12 protein-coding genes are annotated in these 12,804 nt (G+C 72.3%); 5 read left to right on the forward strand and 7 right to left on the reverse strand.

The features are described from left to right. Positions 1–16 precede the first annotated feature (16 nt). A complete protein-coding gene (locus tag M446_RS03195) occupies positions 17–430 on the forward strand; it encodes a hypothetical protein (RefSeq protein ID WP_012330628.1) in 414 nt (137 codons plus the stop codon). A 205-nt stretch (positions 431–635) separates the two neighbouring features. Here M446_RS03195 and M446_RS03200 read toward each other — a convergent pair whose 3' ends face one another. From M446_RS03200 to M446_RS03220, 5 genes are all read right to left on the reverse strand, one after another. After that, the gene (locus M446_RS03200; protein WP_018262661.1) at positions 636–893 is read right to left on the reverse strand and encodes a hypothetical protein; all 258 of its coding nucleotides are present in this window, start codon (positions 891–893) and stop codon (positions 636–638) included. Positions 894–1,105: 212 nt separating this feature from the next. Next, the gene (locus M446_RS03205; protein ID WP_012330629.1) at positions 1,106–1,579 is read right to left on the reverse strand and encodes a YaiI/YqxD family protein; all 474 of its coding nucleotides are present in this window, start codon (positions 1,577–1,579) and stop codon (positions 1,106–1,108) included. A 126-nt stretch (positions 1,580–1,705) separates the two neighbouring features. Next, positions 1,706–2,359: a response regulator transcription factor gene (locus M446_RS03210; protein WP_012330630.1), complete on the reverse strand. Its 654-nt coding sequence runs from the start codon at positions 2,357–2,359 to the stop codon at positions 1,706–1,708. A 21-nt stretch (positions 2,360–2,380) separates the two neighbouring features. Beyond that, on the reverse strand, positions 2,381–4,861 hold the full coding sequence (locus M446_RS03215) for a TonB-dependent receptor (protein ID WP_012330631.1): 2,481 nt from the start codon (positions 4,859–4,861) through the stop codon (positions 2,381–2,383). A gap of 765 nt (positions 4,862–5,626) precedes the next feature. Beyond that, entirely contained in the window at positions 5,627–8,221 is a 2,595-nt protein-coding gene (locus M446_RS03220) for a PAS domain-containing protein (protein ID WP_012330632.1), read from the reverse strand. 302 nt (positions 8,222–8,523) lie between these two features. Here M446_RS03220 and M446_RS03225 point away from each other — a divergent pair, with 302 nt between their 5' ends. The 4 genes from M446_RS03225 to M446_RS03240 all read left to right on the forward strand — a co-directional run bounded on the left by M446_RS03225 (position 8,524) and on the right by M446_RS03240 (position 11,898). Then, positions 8,524–8,781 (forward strand): bacterioferritin-associated ferredoxin, encoded by a 258-nt coding sequence (locus M446_RS03225; protein WP_012330633.1) that lies wholly within the window; start codon positions 8,524–8,526, stop codon positions 8,779–8,781. Between the two features lie 91 nt (positions 8,782–8,872). Next, positions 8,873–10,072 (forward strand): MFS transporter, encoded by a 1,200-nt coding sequence (locus tag M446_RS03230; RefSeq protein WP_012330634.1) that lies wholly within the window; start codon positions 8,873–8,875, stop codon positions 10,070–10,072. Between the two features lie 107 nt (positions 10,073–10,179). Then, positions 10,180–10,659, forward strand: coding sequence for a response regulator (locus tag M446_RS03235; RefSeq protein ID WP_012330635.1), 480 nt, complete (start codon positions 10,180–10,182; stop codon positions 10,657–10,659). Positions 10,660–10,770: 111 nt separating this feature from the next. Beyond that, on the forward strand, positions 10,771–11,898 hold the full coding sequence (locus tag M446_RS03240; protein ID WP_026190924.1) for a Ppx/GppA phosphatase family protein: 1,128 nt from the start codon (positions 10,771–10,773) through the stop codon (positions 11,896–11,898). 20 nt (positions 11,899–11,918) lie between these two features. On the opposite strand, the gene M446_RS03245 is transcribed toward M446_RS03240, so the two are convergent. Next, positions 11,919–12,386, reverse strand: a complete 468-nt coding sequence (locus M446_RS03245; protein WP_012330637.1) for a PIN domain-containing protein — start codon at positions 12,384–12,386, stop codon at positions 11,919–11,921. Continuing rightward, on the reverse strand, positions 12,383–12,664 hold the full coding sequence (locus tag M446_RS03250; protein WP_012330638.1) for a hypothetical protein: 282 nt from the start codon (positions 12,662–12,664) through the stop codon (positions 12,383–12,385). Before M446_RS03250 ends, M446_RS03245 begins: the two co-directional genes overlap by 4 nt. Positions 12,665–12,804 lie beyond the last annotated feature (140 nt).

The raw sequence follows: 12,804 nt of genomic DNA on the forward strand, positions 1-12,804 counted from the left end.
CGGCCTGTGAGGAGCGATGGAATTCGTCTGCGACGCCGAGGGGGGCAAGACCTGGTTCCGCATCGAGACCGAGGCGGAGGCGATCCGCGAATCGGCCCTGATGGGTCACGCCGTCGAGAAGCACTTCCGGCAGGCGGAGGCCCGCGCCCGGGCCTCCTACGTGCCGCCGCCCGGTCCCTTCATCGAGCGGGAGATCGGCCTCAAGGCGCACCTCGCCCGCACGATGCCGCGCTTCTACACCCTGCGCGACCCGGAGGGCGGCGGGCTCGCCACCGCCATGGTGCCGCAGCGCGAGGATGCCTGCCCGATCATCGTCGGGCAGGGCAACCGCGACCCCTACGTGGCGCACGCGGCGGCGATCCGGACGCTCGCCGCCCATCTCGGGCGCGACCTCGACCGGACGCGGTGCTACCCCTACGGGCGGGGGTAGCGGCGCGGCGGCGCTCACACCCGTGCGGTCCCATCGTCCCTCCGTGGCGGCAGCGCCAAGCCAGGCAGGCCGAGCACCGATCGATTGATCCGCTGTCGTATCACGACCTCTCAGGGCAGCGCCCCGATGAGGCGCTTGGCGTCCGTGACGATGGTCTCGCAGGCGCGCCGGTTGCCCTCGCGATCCTCGGCCAGGGCCTCCTGGATCAGCAGCCGGGCCGCCGCGACGGCTCCCGGGTCGGCGTCAGCTGCGGGTCGCTCGGCGTCCCCTGGAGGAGTCGCGGCAGGGCCTTCGATCCCGTGGTCAGGCTGTGGCCGGGTTCGAGGCCCGCCACGCGCAAGGCGCCCGGGCTGTCGAGCCGGCGCTGCAGGGCGGCGACCTGATCGGCGCAGGGAGAGGCGAGAGCGTGCCCTCCGGCGAGCCCCGAGAGAGCACAGCAGAGGGCGAGGAAGGCAGCACGCATCGGGATCGTCCATCCTGAGCATCATTCGCCGAAGCGGTCACCGCTTCGGCGGCGACGATGATGCGAAGACGGAAGTCTAAGCAGAAGCGCCGCACGCCGTTCTGCCGAGTCGGGCGGGTCCGCGACCGCGCCGGACGCCACCCGTGTGCGCCGCAGCAGGGGGCGGGGCCTTGATGCCGATCAAGGCCGTCCCGCGCGGCGGCCGCGGGACCTCAGCCCGCCCGGGCCCTGCGCAGCCGCACGATGGCGCGGTCGAGGGCGCCCAGGAACGCCGAGCGATCCTTGGCGGAGAAGGGCCGCGGGCCGCCCGAGACGAGGCCTGCCTCGCGCAGATCCTGCATCAGGTTGCGGGTCGCCAGGGCCATCCCGATCGAGGATTCCGTGAACGCCTTCCCGGTGGGGGCGAGCACCGTCGCGCCGGAGCGCACGCAGCGGTCGGCGAGCGGCACGTCGGCCGTGACCACGACGGCGCGCGGGCCCGCCCGCTCAGCGATCCAGTCGTCCGCCGCGTCGAGGCGTCCGGGCACCACGACGCGCTCGATCCAGGGCTCGCGGGGAACGTTGATGAAGCTGTTGGCGACCACGAAGACGCGCAGCCCGTGGCGGGCCGCGACGCGGTAGACCTCGTCCTTCACCGGACAGGCATCCGCGTCCACGAAGACCGCGATCTCATCCGACTCACTCACGCCGATCTCCCGCGCTGCGGGCGGCGGGAGCGGGTCCGGCGCGGCCGCCCGGCCACCGACCGTCCAGGTGGTTGCCCGGCGCGGCGGCGGCAAGGCGCGGCGGCGGCAAGGCGCGGGGGCGGCCCGTCAGCATGGATCGGCGGCGAGGCGGATCGCGACCGCCTCCCGGTGCCGCAGGGCGAAGCGGACCAGCCCGGGCCGGTCGCCGGCCCGGACCCGCTCGCGGATCACCGCCACCTCGTTCGAGACGGTCTTCGCGCTGACCAGCAGCGCCTCTGCCGCCTGCCGCTGGGAGCGGCCCTCGGCCATGAGCCGCAGGATCCGCAGCTGGCGCCCCGTCAGCCCGTCGAGCGGGTCCGCGGACCGGGCGGGCGCGGCCAGGGCGAGGGCCAGGTCGGCCGTCAGGTAGCCCTTGCCGGCGCGGACCCGGCGATAGGCGCGGGCGAACTCGGCGAGCCCCGCGGCCTTGCTCACGTAGCCGAGGGCGCCCGCGCGCAGGGCCAGTGGGGCGAGGCCGGGCGCATCGCACCGGCTGAAGACCAGCACGCGCGGGGCCGGATCGCGCTCGCGCAGCAGGCGCCGGATCAGGGCGAGCCCGCCGAGCGGCGCCCCCAGGAAGGCCAGGTCGGTGACGACGAGGGACGGCCGATGCACCCGGGCCAGGCGCTCGCCCTCCTCCGGGCTGCCGGCCGTCAGGACGGTGGCCCCCATGGGTTCCAGCAGCCCGCGCAGCGCGTCGCGGACGATCGGGTGACCGTCGACGAGCAGCACCCCGTCCATCGCCGCGCGTCCCGGCGCTCCTCACCAGGTCACGCGCATGCCGCCGTAGACCGAGAGCGGCTGCAGCAGGGTCGTGCTGCGCGGGTCGGTCAGCGCATAGCGGTTCGCGAAGGCCGCGCTCGGCTCGATGAACGTCCCGAAATTCGCCACCCGCGTGTTGGTCAGGTTCGTCACCAGACCGAACAGCTGCACCTCCCGCGACACTTGATAGCTCGTCGTCAGGTTCACCAGCGCGTAGGGCGCCAGCTTCCGGTTCAGGTTCGACTCGTCGCCCCGGAAAAACGACGACGAGAACGCCGCCACGTTCATCCCGAGCCGCCACTCCGGCGTCACCGCGACCTCGAACCCCGCCTTGATCTGGTGCTCGGGCACCAGCGGAACCTTGTTGCCCGGACGCACCCGGATCAGCCCGTCCCCGCTCGCCAGGGGGTTGTTGGGCGACGACAACTCGCCCTGGAACTGGAAGGTCGCGTCGATCAGCGCGTAGTTGGCATAGAGGCTCACCCGCTCCGCCGCGTACTCCGCCGCCACCTCCACACCCTGGCGCCGGGTCGCCGGCACGTTCACGTAGTAGCCCCGGGCCGCGTTGCCCGGCACCGCTACCTGCAGGATGTCGTGGGTCAGGTCGGTGCGGAACAGGCCGAGCTTGTAGCTCAGCAGCCCGCCCTCGTAGAAGTCCGGCACCGCGCCGCGCAGGCCCGCCTCGTAGGTCTGGGCCTCGACCTGCTTGAGCGGCGGGTCGGCGACCAGCGAGTTGGGCAGCAGGCAGGGCCGGTTCGGGTTGGCGCAGGCGAGTTCGAGCGGGGTCGGAGCGCGGTTGGACTCGGAGTAGCCGCCGTAGAGGCTGAGCCAGGGCGCGACCCTGTAGGTCAGGCCGGCAACCGGGTTGACGCGGGTGTAGTAGTGGGTGCCGGTGACGTCGGGCGAGAAGCCGGTCAGGTCCCGGGTCGCGATGCGGGCGAAGTTCAGGCGGGCGCCGGCGGTGAGCGAGAGTTGCTCGGTGAGGTCGAAAGTGTCGAGGGCGTAGAGGCCCATGTAGAGGTTGGAGCCGATCACGCTGCTGGGAGCGATGCCGAGGGCGGCGGCGGTGCGCAGGGGCCCGGTGCCGAGGCCCGGGACGAGCCCGTAGGTGAGGTTGAGCGGGTCGGTGGTGACGCTCAGATCCGGGTTGATGAGGCCGAGCAGGCTGGCGGACTTGAAGCTGTAATCGGCGACGTCGATGCTGCCGCCGAGGATGAAGGTGTTGCCGTGATCGAGGAGGCGGTCGCGGTTGGTGGCCTGGAGCGAGCCGCCCCAGCCGGTCGCCTCGGTCTTGACCGTGTCGAGGGTGCCGTACGGGATGCCCGCCCGGAACGGAACCCTCTCGCCGTTCGGTCCCAGGATCAGGAACTGGTTGCGGAACTGGGCCTGGGTCTGGCCGGGCGCGGCGGTGAACCCGTCATCCTCGAAGCAGAGGAAGCCGCGGAAGTTGGAGCGGGTGCTGCAATTCTCGAAGTTGCCGTCGTTGCCGTCCACGTAGCGCTGGCTGAAGCGGCGCAGGTAGGCGTTGCCCGCCAGGTCCCAGCCCGGCGTCAGGCTGACCCGCCCGGTGACCTGGATCTGCCCGACCTCGGTGTCGGTGGTCTGCGGGTTGGTGAAGATCGCCCGCTCGTCCGCGCGGCTCAGGTCGACCGGGGTCGCCGCGGCGGCGCCGAAGAAGGTCTTGGCGCCCGAGGCGATGAGGTGGAACTCGGAATCGAGGCTGCGGTGGCCGAGATCGGCGTAGACCCGGCCGATCTCGGAGGGCGACCTGTAGCGCCAGCCGTCGTCCTTGAGCCCCTCGCCCGCGAAGTAGAAGCTCCACGGCCCGACCACCTCGCCGTACTGCAGGGTGCCCAGGATGCGCCCGTCCGAGCCGCCCGCCACCGAGACCTCGCGGCCCTGCCAGGTGAAGCCGTTCTTCATCTCGACGTTGACCGCCCCGCCCAGCGCGTTGAGGCCGAAGATCGGGTTGCCGGTGACGATGTCGATGCGGTTGATGGCGACGGAGGGGATCAGGTCCCAGTTGACGACGTCGCCGAAGGCCTCGTTGATGCGGGTGCCGTTCTGGTAGACGGCGAGGCCCTGGGGAGCGCCCTGGACCGGCGAGGCGTCGAAGCCGCGATAGGTAAGGGTCTGGCGGAAACCGTTGCCCTGGCCGTCGGAGAGGCTGACGCCCGGGGTGGTGCGGGCGAGCGTGAAGGTGGGATCGAGGGTGGCGCGGTCCTGCGCGATCTGGCGGGCCGAGACGGTCTCGACCGTGAAGGGGACCTTGGCGAGCGGCAGGGCGCCGCCGGCGGCGACGGGGGCGCCGCCCTCCGCGCGGCGCAGGCCGCCCGCGCCCGCGACCGGGGTGACCGGGACCACGTCGATCTGCTCGAGGGCGATCGGGCCACTCTGGGCGGCCGCCGGTCCGACGAGGACGGGCGCGGTGCAATGCGCGAGAACCGTCGTGACCAAGAGAGCGCGGCGCAGCGCCACCATCGTGTTCCCCCGATTCATGAGAATTTCTTAGATATCGCGGAGCCGTTCCCGCCTTCTCGGCATACGAAAACCGCGTTTCAGCCGCAATCGACCAGCCATCTCGGCGCGATCACCGGCATTGGATCATCGCGATGGGGCGCAAACTGTATCATAATCATCACATCTGGCCGAGACGAATGGGAAATTCTCTCGGGAATACTTAGGAATCAATTTTGCCGCTTGTTCCCGGCCGGGGCGCGTCGCCGCGCCGCGCGGCCCGGCACCGCCATCGGTCCGTTCTTCACGCAACCGTAACCGTCTTCCGACCGCAAACGTCTCCGTATTTCATCATTTTTGCTATCCGAAAGCGTTTTGATCCGGACAGATGCCGGTGAATATCAGACATTCATCCTGATTTGATCGCCCAGATCGTCGTGCGTGACGGCTCTTTCTTCCGAAGAGACGCGCGTGGAAATTTCGCCATCGTCACTGCAGCGACCGCCCGTCGCTCAGCATGGCTGTGTTTATGGGAATAGATTGTAATTTAGCACTGCAGAAGCGAACGCAGCTGCAGGCCGCGACGGACGCGACCGCGCTCGAACTCGGCAAGACGCCGCTCGCGACGGACGGCGCGCCCCTCCGGCGGACGGCCGTGCAGTGCATGGCGAGCAACTTGCCGAGTAACTTGCCGGGCATCTTGCCGAGCGTCGGCCCCGCCGTGATCCGCTCGGCTTTCCGAGCAACCCGCGCACGATCCTGCCGCGCCCGACCGGCTCGGAACCGCGATCAGGGGCGGGCCTCCGCGGGCGCCCCGGCCTCAAGGATCGCCTGGACCTTCGCGGCGAGCGCCTCGATCGCGAAGGGCTTGGTGATCATCGCCATGCCGGCCTCGAGATGGCCGCCGCCGAAGGCGGCGTTCTCGGCGTAGCCGGTGATGAACAGCACCCTGAGGTCCGGCCGCGCGCCCCGGGCCTGGTCGATCATCTGGCGCCCGTTGAGGCCCGGCAGCCCGACATCCGTCACGACGAGGTCGACGGGGGCGGCCTCCAGGGCGGCGAGGCCCGCCGGGCCGTCCGCCGCCTCCCGCACCCGGTAGCCGCGGTCGCTCAAGGTCTCGGCGATGAGCGCGCGCACGGTCGGATCGTCCTCGACGACGAGGATCGTGCCCGTCCCGGGCCCGCGGGCCGGGGCGGGACGCGGCGCGAGGGACGCGGCGGCGGGGCCGTGGTGGCGCGGCAGGATCAGGCTCACCTCGGTGCCGCGCGCGACCTCCGAGGCGATGCGCACCTGCCCGTCCGACTGCTTGGCGAAGCCGTAGATCATCGACAGGCCGAGCCCCGTGCCCTCGCCGAGGGGCTTCGTCGTGAAGAACGGCTCGAACGCGCGCGCCGCCACGTCCGGCGGCATGCCGGCGCCCGTGTCGCGGACGGCGATCCGCACGTAGTCGCCCGGCGCCGGCCCGTCCTCGCCCGCCAGCGCGGCCCCGTCGAGGCGCAGATTCGCGGTCGCGATCGTGAGCCGCCCGCCCTCCGGCATCGCGTCGCGGGCGTTGATCGCGAGGTTGAGGATGGCGTTCTCCAGCTGGTTGGGGTCGCACAGGGTCGCCCAGAGATCCTCGGCGAGATCGAGGTCGAGGGCGACGCGCTCCGACAGGGTGCGCCGCAGCAGGTCGCCCATCGAGGCGACGAGGGCGTTGGCGTCGACGCCCCGCGCCGCCAGGGGCTGGCGGCGCGCGAAGGCGAGCAACCGGTGGGTGAGCGCCGCGGCGCGCTGCGCCGAGGCGGTAGCGAGGTCGGCGTAGCGCGGCAGGGCGTCGAGCCGCCCCTCGGCGAGGCGCGCGCGCAGCAGGTCGAGGGCGCCCGTGATCCCGGTGAGGAGGTTGTTGAAGTCGTGGGCGATGCCGCCGGTGAGCTGGCCCACCGCCTCCATCTTCTGCGCTTGGCGCAGCCGCTCCTCGACCCGGCCGCGCTCGGCCATCTCGGCGGTGAGCCGCGCATTCGCCTCCTCGAGGGCCGCCGTGCGCTCGCGGACCAGGATCTCCAGCGTCTCGCGGCCCCGCGCCAGCGTCTCGCGGGCGCGCACTTGGTCGTCGATGTCGGTGCAGGTGCCGAACCAGCGCTGGATCGCCCCGCTGGCGGGGTCCCGGAGCGGGACCGCGCGGCCGAGCACCCAGCGGTGGACGCCGTCGCGGCGGCGCAGGCGGTACTCGATCTCGTAGGTCTCCCCGGTGGCGAGGGCGCGTCGCCAGCGCCGCCACGCCTCGGCCCGGTCGTCGGGATGGAAGATCGCGTTCCAGCCCTCCCCGTCCGTCGAGCCGGGCGCCACGCCGGTGAACTCGTACCAGCGGGAATTGTAGTAGTCGTGGTAGCCGTCCGGCAGGGTCGACCAGACCATCTGCGGCATCGACTCGGCGATGGCCCGGAACTTCATCAGGCTGTCGGCCATGGCGGCCTCGGCCGCCTTCTCGGCCGTGACGTCGATGGCGAGCAGGTGGAAGCCCCCGTCCTCCGCCGGCACGTACTGCACCCGCACGTCGCGCGCCGCACCCCCGGGGCGCGCCGCCCTTCCGGGGCGCGGCAGCCTGATCTCGAAGCGGGCGGGCTCGCCGGCGAGCGCCCGCGCGATGTGGGGCCGGCGCTCCGCGTAGGCCCCCTCCCCGATCACCTCCCGCAGGGAGCGCCCGACGATCCGCTCCGGGCTCAGGCCGAACCAGGTCTCGTAGTGGCGGTTGACGAAGCGGTAGACCTCGTCCCGGTCGATCGTCGCGATCAGGACCGGGAGCGCGTCGGTGATGAGCCGCAGGTCGTGGCGGCTCGCCCGGGCGGCGGCGAGCGCCCGGTCGCGCTCGGCGAGGGCGCGGCGCAGCTCGATCTGCGTCATCACCTGCCGGGCGAGCGCCGCGAGCGCGACGAGTTCCTCCTCGGACAGGCCGCCCGGCCGCGGCGCGGTGTCGAGGACGCAGAGCGCCCCGAGGGGCAGCCCGTCCCGGCCGACCAGCGGGTGGCCGGCGTAGAAGCGCAGGCCCGGCGGCCCGGTCACCAGCGGGTTTCGCGCCGTGCGGGGGTCGCGCGCGAGGTCCGGGATGACGAGCGGCCCGGCCAGGCCCAGGGCATGGGCGCAGACCGAGGCGTCCCTCCCGGTCTCGCGCAGGGCGAGGCCCGAGGCGGCCTTGAACCATTGGCGCGTCTCCGCGACCAGGCTGATCAGCGCCATCGGCGCCCGGCAGGCCTGCCGGGCGATCTGCACCGCGTCGTCGAATTCGGGCTCGGGCGGCGTGTCGAGGATCCCGCAGGCGTCGAGCGCGGCCAGCCGCTCGCGCTCGCTCCAGCCCGCGGGCTCGCGGGAGGGGGTGGTCGGACCATCATCGCGCGGGAGGGTCATCGGCTGTCACGGTCCGCCGGCCGATCAGGCGGCCGCACCTTGGGCAAGAGCGTCGGGGCAAGAGCGTCGGGGCAAGAGCGTCGGGGCAAGAGCGTCGGCGATAGCCGCCCCCTGCCCCTGAGACAACCGGGCGCGCGCCGGCGCGGGGCCCCGGCGTGATTCCGTCGCAGGGTTGCGGCAGTGGTTGCAATGCCGCGACCGAATCGCTAACTTGTTGAAAGTGCTGTAGTTTTCAAGAGTTCTAATCTGCGGTGCAACCGGTTTGCCGGGCGCCACGCGAAACCGGATGCCCTGATCCCAGCATGATCGTCTGTTCCTGCAACGTCTTCTCCGACGGCCAAGTGCGCGCGTGCCTGAATCCGGGTCCGGCCTGCCCGCGGACGCCGGCCCAGGTCTATGCCTGCCTCGGCTGCAGCCCGAAATGCGGGCGCTGCGCGCGCACCATCCGGAGCATCCTCTCGCGGGCGCTCGACGAGGTGCACGCCTCCTGCGCGACGTCCTGCGGCGCCGCCTGCACGCTGGCGGCGGCGGCCGCGCCGGCTGCCGCCGAGGCGGCCTGACCCGGCCCGGGCCCGCGCGATCCGCGGGCGCGGGACTTCCCGGGGCCGGGCGCTTCCGGTAGCGAGGGACGGGGGCGGGGGCCGGGGCGGCATGCAGGACAGCATCGAGGCCGGCACGCCGGCCTTCCGCCGCACCGCCTACGCGCTCGCGGCGGCGGGCTTCTCGACCTTCGCGGTGCTCTACGCGGTCCAGCCGCTGCTGACGGTCTTCGCCGAGGAATTCGGCGTCGGCCCGGCGGCGAGCAGCCTGTCGCTCTCCCTGGCGACCGGCCTCCTCGCCGTCTCCCTCCTGGTGGTCAGCCCCCTGTCGGAGGTGTTCGGGCGCAAGCCCGTGATGGTGGTCTCACTCTTTTCCGCGGCCCTCCTCACCCTGGTCGCCGCCGCGATGCCGACCTGGCACGGTTTCCTGGCCGTGCGGGCCCTGGCGGGCCTCGCCATGAGCGGCGTGCCGGCCGTGGCCATGGCCTATCTCAGCGAGGAGATGCACGGGCGCGCCCTCGGCCTCGCCATGGGGCTCCTGATCAGCGGGAATTCGCTCGGGGGCATGGCCGGCCGGCTCCTCAGCGGCGCCCTCGCGGACCGGCTCGGCTGGCGCGCGGCGCTCGCGGCGATCGGCCTGCTGGCGCTCGCGGCGGCCATCGCCTTCGCGCGCGGCCTGCCGCCCTCGGCCCGCTTCACGCCCCGCCCCCTGCCCTGGCGGGCGGTGCCCGGCAGCTTCCTGCACCATTTCCGCGACGCGGGCCTGCCCTGGCTCTTCGCCGAGGCCTTCCTGCTGATGGGCGGCTTCGTCACGCTCTACAACTACATCGGCTTCCGCCTGCTGGCGCCGCCCTACGCGCTGAGCCAGACCGCCGTCGCGGCGATCTTCGCGGTCTACCTCGCGGGCACCGCCTCCTCGACCGCGGCCGGGCACGCGGCGAGCCTGTTCGGGCGCCGCCGGGTGCTGTGGCTCGCCATCGCGGCGGCCCTCGGCGGCGTCGCGCTGACCCTCGCCGAGAGCCTCGTCCTGATCGTGCTCGGCATCGTCGTCGCCACGGTCGGGTTCTTCGGCGCCCACTCGGTGGCGAGCAGCTGGGTCGGGCGGCGGGCGCGCCGCGACCGCGCCCAGGCCTCCTCCCTCTACCTGTTCCTCTACTATCTGGGCTCCTCGGTCCTCGGCACGGCGGGCGGCTGGTTCTACGCCCAGGCGGGCTGGACCGGCGTCGCGGCCTTCGTCGGCGCGCTCTACGGCGCGGCCCTCCTGGCGGCCCTGCGGCTCGCCCTGCTGGCGCCGCTGCCGGAGGCGCCGTGAGGCGCGCTGCGCCGGTCGCCCGACGCCTCGGCATCCCGGGCCGCCGGGATTAGCGAAACCGTAGGCAGGGCGGGCGCAGGATCGGGCGTTCGCGTCGAGCCGCCCCGATGATCGCCACCCCGACCTTCCCGGACCTCTCCGCCCTGGTCGTCGACGAGAGCCTCTACCTGCGCCGCATCGTCCGCGACATGCTGATGCGCGTCGGCATCAAGCGCGTGCTGGAGGCGCCGGACGGGGCCGAGGCGCTGGGGGCGCTCGCCGAGAGCAAGCCCGACCTCGTGGTCCTCGACTGGGACCTCGCCATCCTGTCGGGGGAGGAGTTCATCCGCCTCGCCCGCACCCCGGCGACCTCGCCCGCCCCGACCGTGCCGATCATCCTGATGCTGGCCCAGCCGCGGCGCAACATCGTCGACCGGGCGGTCAATCTCGGGGTCAACGAGATCATCGCCAAGCCCTTCTCCCCCAAGACCCTCTGGTCGCGGCTCGACGAGGTCATCAACCGCCCGCGGCCGTTCTCGCAGGTGAAGAGCCTGCTGCGCCCGCTGCCGCGGGTCGCCTTCTCGATGAACCCGAAAGTGGTCGCCTGATCGGGAGAATCGGGTGCAACGACGCATTGCGTTCCCACGGCAGCGACGTAAGCTTGGAGCGTGACAGCGCTGCCCACGCGGATTGCGCGGGCTGGAAGGATTGTTGGCGTCGTGAGGGACGAGACTGCCGCCCCCGTGCCGGCGCGCGCCGCGGAGAGGGCGGAGCCGGCGCGCCAGAGCGTGCTGCTGCGCGAGGCGCAGCGGGCGGCCGGCGCGGTGCGGCCCCTCCCGGCGCTGCGGCCGCAGGGGCGGCGCCCCTACGCGGCCCTCGACCTCGGCACGAACAATTGCCGGCTCCTGATCGCCGAGCCGGCGCCCTACGGGTTCCGCGTCGTCGACGCCTTCTCGCGCATCGTGCGCCTGGGCGAGGGCCTCGGCAGCACCGACCACCTGAGCGACGAGGCGATCCAGCGCACCGTCGAGGCGCTCGCCGTCTGCCGGGCCAAGATGGAGACGCGCGGCGTCGTCCGCTCGAAGGTCATCGCCACGGAGGCCTGCCGGCTCGCCGTGAACGGCCCGGATTTCGTCCGGCGGGTGCGCCGGGACGTCGGGCTCAACCTCGAGGTCGTGGACCGCCGCACCGAGGCCTACCTGGCGGTGACGGGCTGCGCGGCCCTGGCCGACCGGCACGCGGAATCGGTGGTGATCTTCGACATCGGCGGCGGCTCGACCGAGATCGTCTGGCTGCACGGCTCCGCGGCGCTCGCCCGCAGCGCCGACCCGACCCTGCGCATCCGCGCCTGGGACTCGCTGCCGGTCGGCGTCGTCACCCTCACCGAGCGCTACGGCGGCACCGACGTCACGCCGGCGATCTTCGAGGGCATGGTCGAGGACGTCTCGACCAAGCTCACCAAGTTCGCCCTGATGGCGGGCGCGGCCGCGCAGGCGCCGCATTTCCACCTGCTCGGCACCTCCGGCACGGTCACGACGCTGGCCGCCATGCACCTGCGCCTGCCGCGCTACGACCGGCGGCGCATCGACGGGCTCTGGATGAGCGACCGCGAGGTCTCGACGGCGATCACCGACCTGCTCGACACGCGGCTCGCCGAGCGGGCGCGCAATCCCTGCATCGGCCGCGACCGGGCCGACCTCGTCCTGGCCGGCTGCGCCATCCTGGAGGCGATCCGGCGGGCCTTCCCGTCCGAGCGCCTGCGCATCGCCGACCGCGGCCTGCGCGAGGGCCTGCTCATGAACATGATGCGCGAGGACGGCGTCTGGCGCCGGGGCGGGCGGGGCTGAGCGGCGGCGCCTCCCCGATCTCACAAGAGGTCGAACTCCTCGCGCTTATGGTTGAAATTCGTCGCGCGGAGGCTCAGGCCAACGGCCGCCAGGAAAAGGTCGAGGTCCGCGGTCAGAATCTCCAGATTACCGCGACCGATCTCAAGGATGGCTGAGTCCGTGATGCCGAGCCGCGCGTATTCGCGCCGTACCACCACCTTCCTGCTGGCCACGTAGTGCTCCGCGTGGCCGCCGATGATCTCGGCGAAGGTGCGCAGGATGGCGGTCCTCTCAGGATCCCGATGCTGCCGGAGCAGGTTCGCGGCCTCCGAGACGGTGTTCGGGAGCAGGATCAGAGCAGGATTATCACCGAGCAAAATCAGAAGCAGGTCGAAATCCTCCGCCGTGAACTCGGTGAGGTTCTTGTGCTTGGCGACGATTCCCTTCGACGTTCGGCCGACCACCAGGAGCACGAGCAACTGGGTGTCAAGGAGAATCGCAGTGCTCATCCCTCGCTCACCTCGCGAATTTTTATGGACGGCATCTCGTTCGAATCTTCCGGAATACGGACGATCTTATACGTTCTCTTGTACAGAACAGGCTTGAGAACCCCAAAGGAGGTCTGCGCGTCGGCCCCAGCCGGCCTCAAGAGGCCAAGAGTGACCAACCATGCCCGCTCACTCCGGTCGAACGCGATCTCCTCGAGCCGGATCTCGGATACGGTCTCGTCCGAAAAGACATCTGCCAGGAAGTGCTTCGCCCTCGCCACCGCTTCCTTGACATCCATGGGTCACCCCGGGCCGGCGACGGCCTGCGCCGCGCGCGGTGCGCAGCTTAGCACCCGGCCCGGCGACGTCGAGCGCCGCGTCCGGTCCGCTCCCGGAGGCAGCCGCGGGCGCCCCGCTCCGCCGCGTCCCCGGCCCGGGT

Origin of the sequence: Methylobacterium sp. 4-46 (assembly GCF_000019365.1) — a bacterium.
Taxonomy (GTDB): Bacteria; Pseudomonadota; Alphaproteobacteria; order Rhizobiales; family Beijerinckiaceae; genus Methylobacterium.

Bases quoted from the DNA above. Each gene is read 5' to 3' on its own strand.
- M446_RS03200 (WP_018262661.1), bottom strand. From the start codon at position 893: ATGCGTGCTGCCTTCCTCGCCCTCTGCTGTGCTCTCTCGGGGCTCGCC.
- M446_RS03235 (WP_012330635.1), top strand. From the start codon at position 10,180: ATGATCGCCACCCCGACCTTCCCGGACCTCTCCGCCCTGGTCGTCGAC.
- M446_RS03215 (WP_012330631.1), bottom strand. From the start codon at position 4,861: ATGGTGGCGCTGCGCCGCGCTCTCTTGGTCACGACGGTTCTCGCGCAT.
- M446_RS03225 (WP_012330633.1), top strand. From the start codon at position 8,524: ATGATCGTCTGTTCCTGCAACGTCTTCTCCGACGGCCAAGTGCGCGCG.
- M446_RS03245 (WP_012330637.1), bottom strand. From the start codon at position 12,386: ATGAGCACTGCGATTCTCCTTGACACCCAGTTGCTCGTGCTCCTGGTG.
- M446_RS03230 (WP_012330634.1), top strand. From the start codon at position 8,873: ATGCAGGACAGCATCGAGGCCGGCACGCCGGCCTTCCGCCGCACCGCC.
- M446_RS03210 (WP_012330630.1), bottom strand. From the start codon at position 2,359: ATGGACGGGGTGCTGCTCGTCGACGGTCACCCGATCGTCCGCGACGCG.
- M446_RS03250 (WP_012330638.1), bottom strand. From the start codon at position 12,664: ATGGATGTCAAGGAAGCGGTGGCGAGGGCGAAGCACTTCCTGGCAGAT.
- M446_RS03220 (WP_012330632.1), bottom strand. From the start codon at position 8,221: ATGACCCTCCCGCGCGATGATGGTCCGACCACCCCCTCCCGCGAGCCC.
- M446_RS03195 (WP_012330628.1), top strand. From the start codon at position 17: ATGGAATTCGTCTGCGACGCCGAGGGGGGCAAGACCTGGTTCCGCATC.